11 protein-coding genes are annotated in these 14,467 nt (G+C 64.0%); 2 read left to right on the top strand and 9 right to left on the bottom strand.

The genetic code is table 11. From position 1 onward, the window contains the following. Positions 1–29: 29 nt before the first annotated feature. The 5 genes from KF708_09435 to KF708_09455 all read right to left on the bottom strand — a co-directional run bounded on the left by KF708_09435 (position 30) and on the right by KF708_09455 (position 8,808). On the bottom strand, positions 30–2,402 hold the full coding sequence (locus KF708_09435) for a tetratricopeptide repeat protein (GenBank protein ID MBX3412898.1): 2,373 nt from the start codon (positions 2,400–2,402) through the stop codon (positions 30–32). A gap of 23 nt (positions 2,403–2,425) precedes the next feature. Next, positions 2,426–3,739, bottom strand: coding sequence for an amidohydrolase family protein (locus KF708_09440; GenBank protein ID MBX3412899.1), 1,314 nt, complete (start codon positions 3,737–3,739; stop codon positions 2,426–2,428). A gap of 19 nt (positions 3,740–3,758) precedes the next feature. Further along, positions 3,759–4,622 carry an alpha/beta hydrolase gene (locus KF708_09445; GenBank protein MBX3412900.1) on the bottom strand — a complete coding sequence of 288 codons (864 nt, stop codon included), beginning with the start codon at positions 4,620–4,622 and terminating at the stop codon, positions 3,759–3,761. A gap of 96 nt (positions 4,623–4,718) precedes the next feature. Next, entirely contained in the window at positions 4,719–5,276 is a 558-nt protein-coding gene (locus tag KF708_09450; GenBank protein MBX3412901.1) for a hypothetical protein, read from the bottom strand. 118 nt (positions 5,277–5,394) lie between these two features. Beyond that, positions 5,395–8,808 (bottom strand): ABC transporter permease, encoded by a 3,414-nt coding sequence (locus KF708_09455; protein ID MBX3412902.1) that lies wholly within the window; start codon positions 8,806–8,808, stop codon positions 5,395–5,397. 215 nt (positions 8,809–9,023) lie between these two features. Between KF708_09455 and KF708_09460 the strand changes: the two genes are divergently transcribed. Continuing rightward, the gene (locus KF708_09460; protein MBX3412903.1) at positions 9,024–9,917 is read left to right on the top strand and encodes a TIGR01777 family oxidoreductase; all 894 of its coding nucleotides are present in this window, start codon (positions 9,024–9,026) and stop codon (positions 9,915–9,917) included. 45 nt (positions 9,918–9,962) lie between these two features. Further along, the gene (locus KF708_09465) at positions 9,963–10,451 is read left to right on the top strand and encodes an SRPBCC family protein (GenBank protein ID MBX3412904.1); all 489 of its coding nucleotides are present in this window, start codon (positions 9,963–9,965) and stop codon (positions 10,449–10,451) included. Here KF708_09465 and KF708_09470 read toward each other — a convergent pair. From KF708_09470 to KF708_09485, 4 genes are all read right to left on the bottom strand, one after another. Continuing rightward, positions 10,448–11,527, bottom strand: coding sequence for a tetratricopeptide repeat protein (locus KF708_09470; protein ID MBX3412905.1), 1,080 nt, complete (start codon positions 11,525–11,527; stop codon positions 10,448–10,450). The genes KF708_09465 and KF708_09470 overlap by 4 nt on opposite strands. Positions 11,528–11,751: 224 nt before the next feature. After that, a complete protein-coding gene (locus KF708_09475; GenBank protein ID MBX3412906.1) occupies positions 11,752–12,297 on the bottom strand; it encodes a hypothetical protein in 546 nt (181 codons plus the stop codon). 177 nt (positions 12,298–12,474) lie between these two features. Continuing rightward, positions 12,475–13,410, bottom strand: coding sequence for a type II secretion system F family protein (locus KF708_09480; GenBank protein MBX3412907.1), 936 nt, complete (start codon positions 13,408–13,410; stop codon positions 12,475–12,477). A 44-nt stretch (positions 13,411–13,454) separates the two neighbouring features. Next, positions 13,455–14,429, bottom strand: coding sequence for a type II secretion system F family protein (locus tag KF708_09485; GenBank protein ID MBX3412908.1), 975 nt, complete (start codon positions 14,427–14,429; stop codon positions 13,455–13,457). Positions 14,430–14,467 lie beyond the last annotated feature (38 nt).

The following is a 14,467-nucleotide window of genomic DNA, read 5'->3' on the forward strand; positions in this document are numbered from 1 at the left end:
TAGGAGACTTTGGCGTGCAGGGTGTAAAGCTACCGCTCTGACGGCAAGCGAAACGGGCGCTGTTGTTGGTAGAGCGCCAAACGCGGCTCGATTTCACGGGCAAGTTCGTGATGTCCCCCCTCTTGCGCGGCTTCGAGCGCGCGTTTTGCGAGAGCGGTTGCCCGCTGGAAGTCACCCGACTCGGCGTACGCCGCGGCCAGCACATCGACGCCGCGTGGATCGGCATAGCGCGTCGTCTCGCAGTACGACGTAGCGAGTCGTAAAGCTTCGGCTCCGTCGCGCCACTCCGCGTCGGGTTGGGTGGCCAGTGACCAGGCGAGATCGAGCGCCGCCGGAGAACCTGGTTGCCGGGCGTCGATCCAACGGAATTGCTCATAGGCTTCGGTAAAGTTTTTCTGGCGTAGCAGCACGTGAGCACGATGCCGGCGTGGTGTGAGGTCGAGCGGTGCGAGCTCAATCGCGCGATCGGCTTGCTCGAGTGCTGCCTCGAGCCGCCCCAATTCCATGAGCGCGACCGCGTAGCGATCGTGTACGGTCGCATCGTTGGGTGTTCTACTCAATTCGCGTTCGAACTCGGCGATGACCTCGTCGTCGCGACCGGCGAGGATGAGGAGACGTATGAGTTCGATTTGTGCGGCACGAAGTTGCGGCTCGTAGACGAGCGCCCGGCGCAGCATCTCGATGGCCTTGGCTTGTTCGCCGGTGTCGTGCAGCGCGAGGGCATAGTTGTACCAGCCCACGCCGAACTCTGGTTCGAGTTCGATCGTGCGCTGATAGGCGGTCAGGGCCTCATGATGACGGCCGAGCGTGGCCAGTGCTAGCCCGATGCCGAGATGAGCCTCGGCCAAGTTGGGGTCGAGCTGCGCGGCGTGCTCGTACTGCGCGAGGGCCTCGGCGTGATGTCCCAGCTTGCGCTCGAGATAGCCCAGATCACAGTAGGCCCGGGGACGTTCGGGCGCGATCTCGACCGCGGCAAGATAATTGGCCCGGGCGCCGTTCAGATCGGGAACCGCTTGCCATAGCAGCGTGCGCCCCAGCAGCGTGTGCGAGATGTAGCTTGTGGGGTTCACCCGGATCGAATGGGCAAACAGCGTTTGATCGTCGCGCCAGCGTGAAGCCTGCCAGGCACTGCGTCCCGCGGCCAACAACAGCAGCACAGCGAACGCCCCATACCAGGCGGCCTGCCGGTGCGCTACCAGGAACCAGCTTATCGCGAGCGCCGGGCCCAGCATTGCCAGGTACGCGTAGCGATCGGCCACCGTCGAAATGTCTTGAAAGGAAAAAGGCACCAGTCCCGACACGGGCAACAGTCCCAAAACGAAGATCGCCAACGCTCCCCACCAGGCGCGACGCTCGCGCGTGGCGTAGATGGCCGCCGCCAGTACGACGGGCACGAGCCACGCGAAATAACCCGCGCCACTGGCAAAGATCGCGCTCGGCGAACGTCCGTGATCGATGCCGAGATTCAACGGCCAGATCGTCTTCCAGAGATAAAATGCCAGCGAATCTCCCGCGATGAAGGGACGCTGCCAAAGCGGTGGCGGAACGAAGTGCAGTTCGTCCCCCGACTGCTGCCACCACGTGGCTGCCACGCTTAACAGTGCCAGTCCGAACCAGGGCGCCAACGTCAGCAGGCTCTTCCGCAGAGTCGAACGCAGAAACACGACATCCAGCACCACGGCCATCGCCGGCAGCGACACGGCCGATGGTTTGGCCAGCAGCGCCAGTCCAAACGCCAGGGCGGCGATCGTGTGGCGCAGGATCCTGACGCCGTCGCGACGAGGGACGAACGCCGTGTTGCCGGTTTCCGACCCTGCGTCGATGGCGACGAGATGTTGCCACACGGCAAACCACCCCAGGGCACCGGCGAGCAACCCCTTTGTTTCGGTGACCCAGGCGACCGATTCGGCTAGCAGCGGATGCAGCGCATAGAACAAGGCGCCGAAGAAGGCCGGTAGCTCCGTGCGCACCAGCAGCCGCAAGATCTGCCACATGCTTAAGACACTCAGCACATGGAGCAGCAGATTGCCTGCGTGAAACACACCGGCCGCCAGGTAACGTGGTGTTTGCGGGGTGGCGGGCGTTTCGGCCAGCCAGGCTTCGGCCGACCAGAAGGTATACGTCACCGGTACATAGAGCAAAGCATACGGTTCGCGCCAGAATCGTTGCACCGATTCCCAGGTCACTGGATTCAGGTAGGGATTCTCGGCCACATTGATCGGATCGTCCCAGGTCGAGAAACGATGGCCGAGCGTCTGGCCGTACACCAGCATGATGGCGATGACGAGAAGGGCCAGGCTCCACAGCGGACGCCAACCGGCGTCGAACGGCGCCGATGTCGACTGCGACGCGCGTGCGGGCGGTTGGAGGGCACGCTTCGAACTACGGCCTTTGCGATTCATGGAGCCGACGAATCTATGATGTTTTAGCGCTGATGTGCCGCCGATGCCGCCTCGGCAACGGTGGCGAGCGACTTTCCGGCGAGTTGACCGGCCTTGATCGTGCCCCCTTGCATCACCGCCAGAAAACGTTTGCGCTGTTGCAACAGCGAGATATCGGCCACGACGTCCCCCTCGACGACGAGCAGATCGGCGAGCTTTGCCGGCTCGATGGTTCCCAACTCGTGGCCCCGGCCCAATATCTCGGCGCCGGTCTTCGTGGCACAGGTAATCACTTCCAAGGGCGTGAAACCGACGTAGTCCACAAAGAATTGTAGCTCGCGGGCATAGTCGCCGTGCGGGTTCCAGGCGAAACCGTAGTCGCCCCCCAGGCCGAGCCGACCCCCGGCACGCAGGATGCGCCGGGCACTTTCAGCGCCCCCTTCCAGCGTCTCGCGGTGGCCGTCGACCACGCGCTGCGACATGCCCAAGGCCGGTCCATTTTCGATGCTGGCCAGTTCGAAGTAGAGCGCGGGTACCACCGGTGTATTCCGCTCGAGTAGCAAATCGAGCGCCTCGTCATCCATGAACGTGCCGTGCTCGAGCGTGTCGTAGCCGGCGCGGATCGCGTTCTTGATGCCTTCGGTAGCACGGCAATGTCCCGTCACTTTCAGCCCGTGGTTGTGCGCGGTGGCCACCACGGCATGCATCTCTTCGAAGGTCATGCACAGCGTGTGATGATCGTTCGCGTCGGGCGCGGCAGCGTCGCCGGTGGGGTAGGTCTTCACCCATTCGACGCCATCTTTGACCAGCTTGCGCACGGCGGCGCGTGCTTCATCCGCGCCGTTGATCAGCAGGACGAGTCCTTCCATGCCGATCTTGCGGAAATCGGGGTTCCAGTCCATCAGGCCACCAACTCCGCAGATCTCGCGTCCGCTGGCCGCCAGTCGAGGTCCGATGACGAGATCCTCTTCGAGCGCCTTCTTCAACCAGACGTCGATGTTGAACAGGCTGCCACCGCTACGGGCGGCGGTGTAGCCACATTCGAGCGCTAGCCGCGCGTTTGCCGCGGCTAGCAACGTCACGTATTCCACGGGATACTTGATGTCGAGGTCCTCGAGCGCCGCGACGTTGAAGTACGTGGGATGAAAATGCGCCTCGATCAGCCCGGGCATGATCGTGCCCCCCCGCGCGTCGAGCAGCGTGGCATCGGGAGAAAAGTCGGTAGCCCCTTGAGCGGGACCCGCGTAGATGATGACGCCGTCGCGCACCACCACGGCCGCGTCGGCAACGGGAGCCCGGCCGGTGCCATCGACCAGCGTGCCGTGACGCACGAGCAGCGTTCCCTGGGCAGACTTCATCCTTCGCTCCACTAGCTCATCAATCGAGTACGGCGAGAAACGTGAGCAGATGGTTCGTCACATCCATCGTGCGAGCGGTATGCAGCGAGTGTCCGGCCCCGCCGAAGCGGATGATCGTGCCGTCGGCCAGCAGCCTGCTGGTCTGCGCCGTGTCGGCATCGATAAGCATTCCACCGACCGCTTCGTCGGCCTGGAGCACGAGCGCCGGCGATTTCACCCCGCGGAGCACCTGCTGCCAATCGTACCCAGAGAGCCAGCGTCCGGCGACTATCGGATCGAGCACGGCCGGATCAACCGCAGCCAGACAGGACGCTTGATAACGCAATTGCACGAAGTCGCGAACCTCGCCCAAACGCCACGTGCGGCCCGAGACGGGATCCGAGAGGACGAGCTCCGCCAAGGCACGGGCAAGATCAGCGACACTCTGCCGCCAAGGGAGCAACGTGCGCAACGAGGCAAAGTACCCGAGCAACGAGGACTCGCCAATGCGAGCCCCCATCGTTTCAAAAGGAGGATCTTCGAGCACGATGGCACGTACCAGGTCGGGGCGGGCAGCCGCGGCGCCAGCGGCCACCATTGCTCCGAGCGAGTGCCCGTAGATCACCACCGGCGCCGGCGCATGCCGCTCGAGCAGCTCGACGAGGTCGAGCACATAGTCGGCCACGAAGTAGTCGCCGTCGGCGGTCCTGGCCGAATGGCCATGCCCGCGCTGGTCGATCGCCACGAGCTGCCAGCGCGACGCGAGCGCAGGAAAGAGTGGCAAGAAGGTGGTCCAGCGACGCAAGACGCCGTGGACAAAGACAATCGCCGGCGCACGGCCCCCTGTCCTGTTCGCGACGTTGAGTTCCAACCCACGGACCGTGACGCGTCGTTCGTCAAACATGGAGGCCTTGCTTGCGTAAGGCAACTCGCGTGCCCTGTCGAAGAGTGATGCGGTGCTCGACATCACAACCGACTCGACGAGCAATATCGAGCCGTGCTAGGTGTTCGACGCTTCAACGGCCGGCGCATGCGAGGGCACGTGAGCTGCATGCGGTTGCGCCTTGGGAGCAAAGAAGAGCACCATGAACGCGCCGATGGCCACGAGGATCAGCCCCGAGAGAAACCAGGGACTGACCGATTTCCAAGTACCCGCCCAATAGATCGTCAGGAAGGCATTCACCACCGGCGCGCAGCCGAAGACGAGTGGCATGACGTAGGTCGGTTTGCCCCCGAAGAAGAAGGCGAGAATGATCCCCAACGCACCGAGCGCCCCCGCCGTCCCGGCCAACAGGCTCCAGAACGTGCCGGTGAAGGTCCAGTAGCCTTCGCCACTCTCCCCCATCTGCTCGCCGAAGAACTGCAGCATGGCGATCGGCGCGACCACGGCGATGACGAAGTAGGCCACGCCGACGCAAATCAACGGACGGAGCCGGCTCCCTTTGACGGTCACGTCCGGCCGCATCCCCTCCTGCCCACGGTGCAGCACCGGCCCGTAGACTCCCCAGCAGACAACCGTCAGTCCAATGAACGCGATGACGAGCGCTAAGTCCTTCATGCGAGCAAATCTCCGGCAGGTCGCTAGGCGGATGGGTTGGAGTGAAGTGCCGACAGTGTAGCAAATCGGCCGCCGGGCGGCAGTCCAAGTCGCTGCACTCGGGGGCCTTGCGAGTTTTTCAGTCACCGCGCAAGGCGGGCACCAGTGGCGCCCGCAGCACCGTTCGCACCGCGGCAAATCCGGCCAGCAATCCGGCTATCAGCACGAGCCCCAAGGTCGCGGCCAGTGTGGCGAAGGGGAGGCCTGCCGAACCACCGAGCAGATGAGGGCTGATGGCGACCAGTGCCGCGAAGACGCCGATGGCCAGCCCGAGTACGAGCAAGGTGGCGTTTTCTAGCAGGACCAGCCCGGCCAGACGCCGGCGTCGGAAGCCCGTCGCCCGCAGCAGCGCCAGTTCGCTGCGTCGCTCGAGCACGTTGCGCAGCTCGACCGTGGCCAGTCCGAACGTGCCGAGTAGCAGCCCGAGACCGCCGAGGCTCTGGAACGTCGCCAGGTAGGTGTTCTGCACGGCGAAGAAGCTGGCCAATCGCGCCGCGGGGCGTGTCGCGTCGAAGCCATAATCGCCCAATTCGCCTTCGAGTTGCTTTGCGATCTGCTCCGTTTGCGCCTGGGTGGCGTCGATCAGGAAGAACCGATACCCGCTCACGTTCGGAAAGAGTCGGCGGAAATTCGCTTCGGCCATGAGCACGTCCCCTTGCAGGATGCTGTTCTTGAGCAGCCCCACGACTTCGAGCGTCACGGGACGTCCGGCGTCGTCTTCGATCTCGTAGGTCGAGCCAGGACCACCGTAGAGGTGCAGGCTGTACATGGCCGTGTTTTGATCGAGCACGACGGGCACGATGGGATTTCCCCTTGCGTCCTTGCCCGGCTCGCGCTCGAGTAGCAGCCAAGGGTTGGCCTGCTCTTCCCGCGTGTTCGCGGCCGAGGCTGCCCAGGCAAAGCCGCCGCGCTCGATGAGCGATCGCGGCACGCCGAGCACCTCGGGTTGGCTCGGCTGAAACAGGTTCAAGCAACTGGCATCGTCCCCCACCCGGCGGCGCAGTGCGAACACGTGAGGCGTTGAGCTGTTCGTGGATGTCGACGTTGCGGCAGCCGGCGCTGCACTATTCCACGCAGCGTTCAGATCCTCGTAGATCGGTTGATCGCTCTCGGCTAGCAGGGCAAAGCCGCCGGTTCCCGTGTCGCGCTGGGCCGAGTCGCCCGGGGGATCGAGGCGGAAGGCGCCGATCGCCACGATGAGAAAGCTGGCCGTCGCGACGAGCCCCACGGTGAGTGTGGTACGTCCTGGGTGGCGTCCTCCATTGCGCAGCGCGAGTCGGACTAGCGGTGCCCTGCCGGTTGCGATGAGCGATCGCGCCGAGTCGGTCGCGAGCCAGCTTCGCAGCAAGAGCAACAAGGCGATCAACACCAACATGCCCGAGCCAAAGAAGGCGCCGGCCTGCGCTTCGTTGACCAGGCGGCTGGCCACGGCGGTGAGCAGCGCGGCCAACGCGAGGGCGGAGTATGCGATTCGCCGCGGCCAGCGCGAGGGAGCCTTTCCCGCAATCGGCGTCTCGGCTACCTGCCCCGAAAGCAACTGTCGGGCCGATTGTTTGCCCAGGCGAGCCACAGCCCAGTGCATGCCCGTGGCCGCCAGGAAGACGCCCGCCACGTATCCGGCGATGAGACTCGTCGGCGTGGCGTAAAGTTCGAGGAATGGCGTGCTAACCGCCGCGAGCCACCAGGTGCGCAGCCCGACGAGCATGAGCCACGCATAACCGACCCCCACTAGCACGCCGACCACGGCGGCCAGCGCGGCGACCGATAATCCTTCGCCAGCCAGGAGCAAACGGGCCCGCCGCCAGCGCGTGCCGACCGCGGCCAACACGCCCAACTCGCTGGCCCGCGACTCGACCCCCAGGCGGAACAGCAAGGCGATCAGCATGCCGGCCGAGGCGATGATGAACATGCTGAAGCCGAGAAAGAGGAGGCCAAACGGCGTCGTGCCGGAGGCCGCCATTAGCCCCATCCGTTTCACGGGAATGAAGCGCAGTCCCATCTCGGCAGGGTCGGGACGAATCGCCGCGGCGAGAGCCGCCACCTGCTCTGCCGCGCTCTTGGCACTGTCGTCGGGTACAAAGCGGATGGTCGTCGTATCGCCGAAACGACTGCCCCACAGTCGACGTCCCGTGGCGAGCGAGACAAAGGCCTTAGGCGTCGTGCGGTAGTCGTCCCAATATTGTTCGTCGTCGCTGCGAATGCGGGCCGCATCGAAGGGGAACGGCGGATCCCAATCGCCCATCGAATCGACGTCGGTTACGCCCTCGAGCTTGGGGGTGAAGTCGGGATCGCGCGCTGCGCCTTCCAATTCGACAATGGCCTTGAGTCGCAGCGTCGTCGTTTTCTCGACCACTTCGCCGTGCGTGCTTTCCGGCTCGAAGTAGGTAAGCGAGATCTCGTCCCCCGGTTTCGCCTCGAGATCGTCGGCGGCCCAACGATTCAAGACGATCTCGTCGTCGCCGATGCGGTCGAGCGGCTGACCCTCGCTGGTGAGAAAAGGTCCCAGCGGTGGCATCGTGCGCGGATCGATGGCCGCGATCGTCGAGTAGGGAATCGAGAAATCGCCCCGGCGAATGTCGTTCGCCAGATAGGTGAACGACGATTGCCGACGCTCGGACGGCACTGCTTTCTCGGCGGCGCGGACGAGCGCCGGCTCGAGCATCATGCGATCGCTGGTCAGGTTGAGGTAACCCTGCGGGGTGCGCTCGAGCGTGACGCCGTAGTCGGCCAGCGTCGGCTGCAGCCACGTGCTCAGCGCGGACTCCAACTGGGCGCCGGCCGCGCGGGTCGGATCGTTGCCTGCGACGAAAATGGCATTGATGCGCGTCGGTTCACCAAGGCTGGACGCTAGCGTGTCGAGATCGACGAAAGCGTTGAGGGGCCATTGCTGGTCGGGGCGAATGCCGAAACGCCCCAGGCCTGCGGCCGGCAGAATGGCTGAGACCTTGAGGCGACGATTGCGGATCGTTTCGGTCTTGCGTCCCAGGGGGCTGTCGGCCGGCACGGCGTCGAGGCGCGGCAATCGCACGATCACCTCGTCGCCCACCTGGGCGCCGAGTTCTTTTGCCAACGGTTCGTTCAGGGCGACTTCGCCTGACTTGAGCGTGGGCTGCGGTCCGTTCGGATCGAGCTTCCAGAAACGGGACTCGGTACCAAAAACGTCGACCCCGCTGGCGCGTCGTTTGTCCCCCGGCAACTCGAGCGTGCCCTGCAGCACGATGGCCGGGATCGCCTCGGTGAATGATTGGCCGAATTCAGGCCGAGCGGCCAACTCGGCGGCCAGTTCGCGGCGGAAGAACTGCGGAGCAACGAGAATCGAATCGGTGGCTCCCAGCCGATCGACCACGATATGCCGCAGGCTGCCGCGCATCGAGTCGCCGACGAGCAAGGCACCCGTCAGTACCGCTGTGCCGGCAACCACCCCCAGCGCCACCGCCAGATGCATCCGCCAATGATGCCGCAGGCCGAGCAGGATGAGGTGAATGAGAGACATGAGCGGAGTAGGTGACCAGTGACGAACGGCGGCACGAAGTCCGCACGCTTTCCCAGCGTGGCCTTGCCCTCGCACAGGCTAACAGCCAGTGCTACTTTGCGAAAGGCGTTGGTCTTACGTTGAATTCAGGGTTATCCCGCAGTCGCGGCCGCGGTTTGTTACATTGAGATTCTACGGACAGGGCGATGCTCAAACTCGAGCAGTGGAGTGCGGAAATGCGAGTCTTGGTCACGGGGGCGACGGGATTCATCGGGCAGGAACTCGTCAAACGACTCGATCGGCCCGTCGTGCTCTCGCGTTCGCCCGAATCGGCACGGGCAAAGCTGGGGGATGTGACGGCCATCCGCTGGGACGCCGAAAAAGAGCTCCCCACCGCGGCCGCCTTGGAAGGCGTGGATGCCATCGTGCATCTGGCGGGCGAGCCGGTCGCCGAAGGTCGCTGGAATGCCGAGAAGAAACGACGCATCCGCGAGAGCCGTATTCTCGGCACGCGAAATCTTGTACGTGGGCTAGAGCAACTGACCACGCGGCCCCGGGTACTCGTCTCTGCGTCGGCCGTCGGCTACTACGGTTCGCGTGGCGACGAAGTGCTCGACGAAAATTCGCCGCCGGCCAGCGATTTTCTGGCCGACGTCTGTCGCGATTGGGAGGCCGAATCGCATCGTGCCCGCGACTTGGGAATGCGGGTCGTCAATCCGCGCATCGGCATCGTGCTCGGCAAAGGAGGCGGCGCGATGGCAAAAATGCTGTTCCCCTTCAAGCTCGGGTTGGGCGGGCGCCTGGGAAGCGGAAATCAGTGGATGCCCTGGGTTCACGTCGACGACATCGTCGGCCTGATCCTGTTTGCGATCGAGCACGAGAGTCTGCAAGGGGCCGCCAATGCGACCGGGCCCCATCCGGTTACGAATCGCGAGTTCACGCGCACCCTGGCGCGAGTGCTGCACCGTCCGGCGATCTTTCCCGTGCCGGCGTTTGGCTTGAAGTTGGCCATCGGCGGGTTCGGTGAAATCCTGCTCACCTCGCAGCGAGCCGTGCCGCAAGCGTTGCTCGAGGCGGGTTACGCGTTCAAGTATCCCACGCTAGAAGCGGCCCTGCGCACAAGCGTTTAACGGTTGGTGTACCCTGCCCTGTGTAACGGTTTTCTTCTACGAACCATGTCGAAAACGTATCATCTCCAGCGAGTGCAATTGATTCGCCGGCCGCGCGACGAAGTGTTTGCCTTTTTCTCGGATGCGGCCAATCTGGAGGCGATCACGCCCGAGTTTCTGCGGTTTCAAATCCTCACGCCGCGGCCGATCGAAATGCGTCCCGGTACGTTGATCGACTACCGGCTCAAGCTGGGCGGAATACCTTTCTACTGGCAGACCCGCATCGAGACGTTCGACCCCCCCTACGCCTTCAGCGACTTGCAGGCCAAGGGGCCTTACCGGCGCTGGCACCACTGGCACGAGTTCTACGAGGTGCCACAGGGGACGATTTCGGTCGATCGTGTCGAGTATGAATTGCCATTGGGCTCGCTCGGCCGCATGGCACGCCTGCTGTTCGTCGAGCGCAATCTCGACCAGATCTTCGAGCACCGCCGGCGACGATTGAACGAATTGCTGCCCGGCGTGATCTCGAGCGAGACGCCTGCCGTGGCTTAGTAGCGGCTGGGCGGGTAGGCATTGCCCGCACCGGGAACTTGCGGCTCGGTCGGGGCAGTCGCCGCCGGAGGCATGACTGCCGGCATCGGAGAAGTCATCGGCCCCGCGGCGGTCGGCGGATTGACCGTCGGAGACGTGGTGTAGGGCTCGGGACGACGAGCCACCTCGAATTGAGGCTGTACCTGTGCCTGTCCCTGTTGTTGGCGAACCAGGTAGTGCTCGCCGACCGGCCCGGGGAGCCGCGCCAAGAGGAGGCCGCGTTGCTGGCGTGCTTCCTTCATGTTGGGATCGAGCTGCAGCGCCTGGTCGATCTCCTCGATCCCCCCCCGGATATCCCCCGACTGCCCTAGCAGAAAGCCCACGTTGTAGTGCGCCACGGCCGGGGAATGCACGGCCAGCATGTGCTTGAGCGCCTCGTTCTTGCGCCCCTGGGCGACGAGAACCGAAGCAAGGTTATTGCGATACAGTTCCTTGTCGGGCTGAATCTTCACGGCGATTTCGAGCTGCCTGGCGGCTTCCTCGAAACGGCGATGGCGACCGTAGCACAAACCGAGATCGTTGTGAGCCGACGCCTCCTTGGGGTGTACGTTGACGGCAAAGCGATAGAGCTCGATCGCCTCGTCGGTCTTACCGTAGTGATCCATCAGGCGAGCCAGACCCAGGAGTGCTCCGAGATGCTCGGGATCGTCCTCGAGCACTTGCCGGTAGATCGTTTCGGCCTCGGCCGAGCGGCCGTTCGTGGCCTTGAGACGCGCCGTGGCGACGTTGAGGTCGTTGCTGGCCTTGGCCGGCGTGTTCGACAGCGAGGTCTCGTCGATCGGGCCGGTTTCTTTGATGAAAGCTCCCTTCACGGCGCCCGTGCCGCGAGTCCACGTCGAGGAAACTCCGTCGGTGAAACGCTTCCAGGGGCTCTTCCGTTTCAGGCCGTAGCTCGACGAGCCGGAGGTCGCTCCCGACTTGTTGCCCCCGAACCAGCTTGATTCTCCCGATGTGGTTTGGGCATGGAGCGGCGAGCTCACGGTGCCCAGTAGCACGGCACTCACGAGCGCGATGATCCAAGGCAAGGGCTTGTACACCAGACACCTCCCTGTTCCCGTACGGGCGAATCCCAGTCGCAAACGCACCACGAGAGTAGCGCGCTTCGTTACTAGCATCGGTTGCCCGACCGTAGCGACTGTAGCGGAAAGGAGAGGCTGCGCACTTACGACAGACTTTGCGGCGTCTGTAGGTGACGGCCTGCTGGCGAAATGGCGCTAGCACATCGAACGTGCCAGGCCGTGCCGCGCGGACCGTGCGGCGGCTAATTCGCCTGATCGTCCGACGATTCCTTGGGAATGCGCGGATCGGGCGTGGTGTCGCGGAACTTACGCTCGACCTGGTCGATGTACTCGGCCGACGAGCCGAGGTTCGGCACGCGCGTCGTGGTGATCATCGGTTCCTCGCCCGCCGCCAGGTAGTGCGCCATGGCCGTCTGCACGGCCTCGATGCGGGCGGCGGTGACCGTCGGATCGTCCGATTCGAGCACGAAGACCGTGCGACGCTGGGTCGGCGTGAGTCGCGCGATGTAGCGCAGCTTCAGCTTGCCCGCATCGTTCAGCTCGGAACCCTCGTCGACAAAATACTGATCGCCGAGCGTGTTCTGCGTGCGCCAGCCATTGGCGACGATGATCGACATCGTGCCGCGCACCTGCTCGCGATCGGGATAGACGTAAGGGTAAGGCCACTCGCGGTTCTGCTTATAGCCGTGCCAGACTCGGCTCAAGACGTCCCCCTGGACGGCAGTTGCCGGTCCAAGCGTGGCGCCACAGATCGCTCCGACAAAGGCCAACGTGCAGAGACGCCGCATGATCCGGTCTCCCAAACGTCCGTGTTCGCGTGTGCGGCCATTTCGTGACGAGCTACCATGCTCGCTATCCGAAGTGCCCAGGGCGCTGCCCTCGGCGTGGCTACTCATCTATATCGGCAGCGGGAGCGTTCGGCTACGGTTTCCCTTGCGCACTTTAACCCGCAGTTCCCAAAGGCCCTAGCTTCCCGACATAACCGGGAACATCTCCCGGGTCATCGTGATCGCTGCCGGTCCGACGAGCACCACGAAAATGCCGGGGAAAATGAAGATCACCAGCGGGAAGATGAGCTTCACGGCGGTCTTGGCGGCTCGTTCCTCGGCCAACTGCCGGCGACGGGTCCGCATCGAGTCGCTCTGCACGCGCAGGGCCTGGGCGATGCTCGAGCCGAATTTGTCGGCCTGAATGAGGATCGCCGCCAGGGCGCGGAGGTCGTCGACCCCGGTGCGTACCCCCAGTTCGTGGAGGGCCTCGGCGCGCGAGCGTCCCATCTGCAACTGGAAGTTGCACAGGGCGAACTCTTCGGAGATGACCCGCGCCGTGCTCTTCATCTCTTCACTCACCTTGCGCATCGCCTGGTCGAGTCCCAGGCCCGACTCGACGCACACCACGAGCAAGTCGAGCGCGTCGGGCAACGTGAAAAAGATGCTGTCTTTGCGTTGCTTGGTGATGAACCACAGGACCAGGTCGGGCAGGTAGAAGCAGATGCCGGCAATGATCGTGGAGCCGTAGAGCGAGTCTTGCCCGAACCCGGTCGCGGCCACCATGATGCCGCCACCGAAGAAGAACCCGCCAAGCAGCCCGGCGAACTTGAGTCCCAGGAAGATGCTGGCCGCCGTTTCACTGCGAAAGCCGCCGTTGGCGAGGCGGATTTTGAGCTTGCTCTGTTCCATCTCGTTCTTGGGAACGAGCGGCGCGGCGAAGGCGGGGGCGTTCTTCGCCAGTACCTTGGCCATTTTGTCCGACTTCTTGACGGGCAGATTCTCCTCGCGCTTGCGCAGCGCGGGGTTCTTGTACTCGTCGAGCCGGTCGGACGCGCGCGAGCCCCCGGCCGCCACGATATCGAGAAACCACCAGACGCCCACGGCAAATAGACCGAAGACCGCCAGCGGCACGAGACTTTCGAAGTTGATGAGGTCGGCGAACAGCACGGTTGGCCTCACACCTTGATGTTGACGATCTTGCGAATCACGAGCGCCCCGAGCAATTGCATCACCGCGGCGCCGGCGAGCATCTTCTTGCCCATCGGATCGGTGAAGAGCACCATCACGTATTCGGGGTTCAACTTGTACACGACCGCGAACAGCGCCGGGGGCAGGGCCAGGAGCACGATACCCGACAGGCGGCCTTCGCCGGTGAGCGCCTGCACCTGACCCCAGATCTTGAATCGTTCGCGAACGAGGTAGCCGATCTTGTCGAGGATTTCGGCCAGGTCGCCCCCCGTCTGACGTTGCAGGATGACGGCCGTCGCGAAGAACTTCAGGTCGAGGTTCGGCATGCGGTCGCACATCTGACGCATAGCGTCTTCGAGCGGCACGCCGAACGCATGTTCGTCGGCGCAGCGGCCAAATTCGGTGCCGATCGGCGGGGTCATTTCTTCCTGCACGAGCGCCATGCCGGCCGCGAGACTATGGCCCGCACGCAACGCGCGGGCGATCAATTCCAACGCGTCGGGAAGCTGCGTGGCGAACATCTTCATCCGCTTGCGGCGGCGGAAGAGCAACCACAGCAAAGGGAGCGTCGCGGAAAACATGGCCGCCAGCGGCGTGAAGGCGACCGGGATGCCGACATAGAGCGAGACGCCCCAGCCGGCCAGCGCCATGACGCCCGAGGCAAGACAGAACTGTTTTGGTGTGAGCTTGGTATCGGCCTGCTCGAAGAGCAACTCGACGTTGCCGAAACGGGCCAGCAACTCGTGGAAGAATCCCTTCGTATCGGTCAACGGCTCGTAGAGCAGCGTCGGTTCTTTGTCGCGTTTGCCCTTCTTCGTGCCGGGCGATCCGCTCGACGTGAAGTTCGCCAGCCGGTCTTCAACCTTCTCGTCGGTCGTGTCGCGAAACATGATCGCCACGCCGCCGACGAGGGCCGCCACGCCGATAAAGGCCGCAATGCTGATGAGTAGTACAGGTGTCATGCGATTCTGTCTTGGGACGAAGGCTTGCGAAACGCGGA

The sequence above is a fragment of the Pirellulales bacterium genome, from assembly GCA_019636335.1.
In the GTDB taxonomy this organism is placed as follows: Bacteria; Planctomycetota; Planctomycetia; order Pirellulales; family JAEUIK01; genus JAHBXR01.

Excerpts from the sequence above, each read along its gene's own strand:
- KF708_09445 (MBX3412900.1), bottom strand. The coding sequence starts at position 4,622 with ATGTTTGACGAACGACGCGTCACGGTCCGTGGGTTGGAACTCAACGTC.
- KF708_09475 (MBX3412906.1), bottom strand. The coding sequence starts at position 12,297 with ATGCGGCGTCTCTGCACGTTGGCCTTTGTCGGAGCGATCTGTGGCGCC.
- KF708_09450 (MBX3412901.1), bottom strand. The coding sequence starts at position 5,276 with ATGAAGGACTTAGCGCTCGTCATCGCGTTCATTGGACTGACGGTTGTC.
- KF708_09440 (MBX3412899.1), bottom strand. The coding sequence starts at position 3,739 with ATGAAGTCTGCCCAGGGAACGCTGCTCGTGCGTCACGGCACGCTGGTC.
- KF708_09455 (MBX3412902.1), bottom strand. The coding sequence starts at position 8,808 with ATGTCTCTCATTCACCTCATCCTGCTCGGCCTGCGGCATCATTGGCGG.
- KF708_09460 (MBX3412903.1), top strand. The coding sequence starts at position 9,024 with ATGCGAGTCTTGGTCACGGGGGCGACGGGATTCATCGGGCAGGAACTC.
- KF708_09435 (MBX3412898.1), bottom strand. The coding sequence starts at position 2,402 with ATGAATCGCAAAGGCCGTAGTTCGAAGCGTGCCCTCCAACCGCCCGCA.
- KF708_09465 (MBX3412904.1), top strand. The coding sequence starts at position 9,963 with ATGTCGAAAACGTATCATCTCCAGCGAGTGCAATTGATTCGCCGGCCG.
- KF708_09485 (MBX3412908.1), bottom strand. The coding sequence starts at position 14,429 with ATGACACCTGTACTACTCATCAGCATTGCGGCCTTTATCGGCGTGGCG.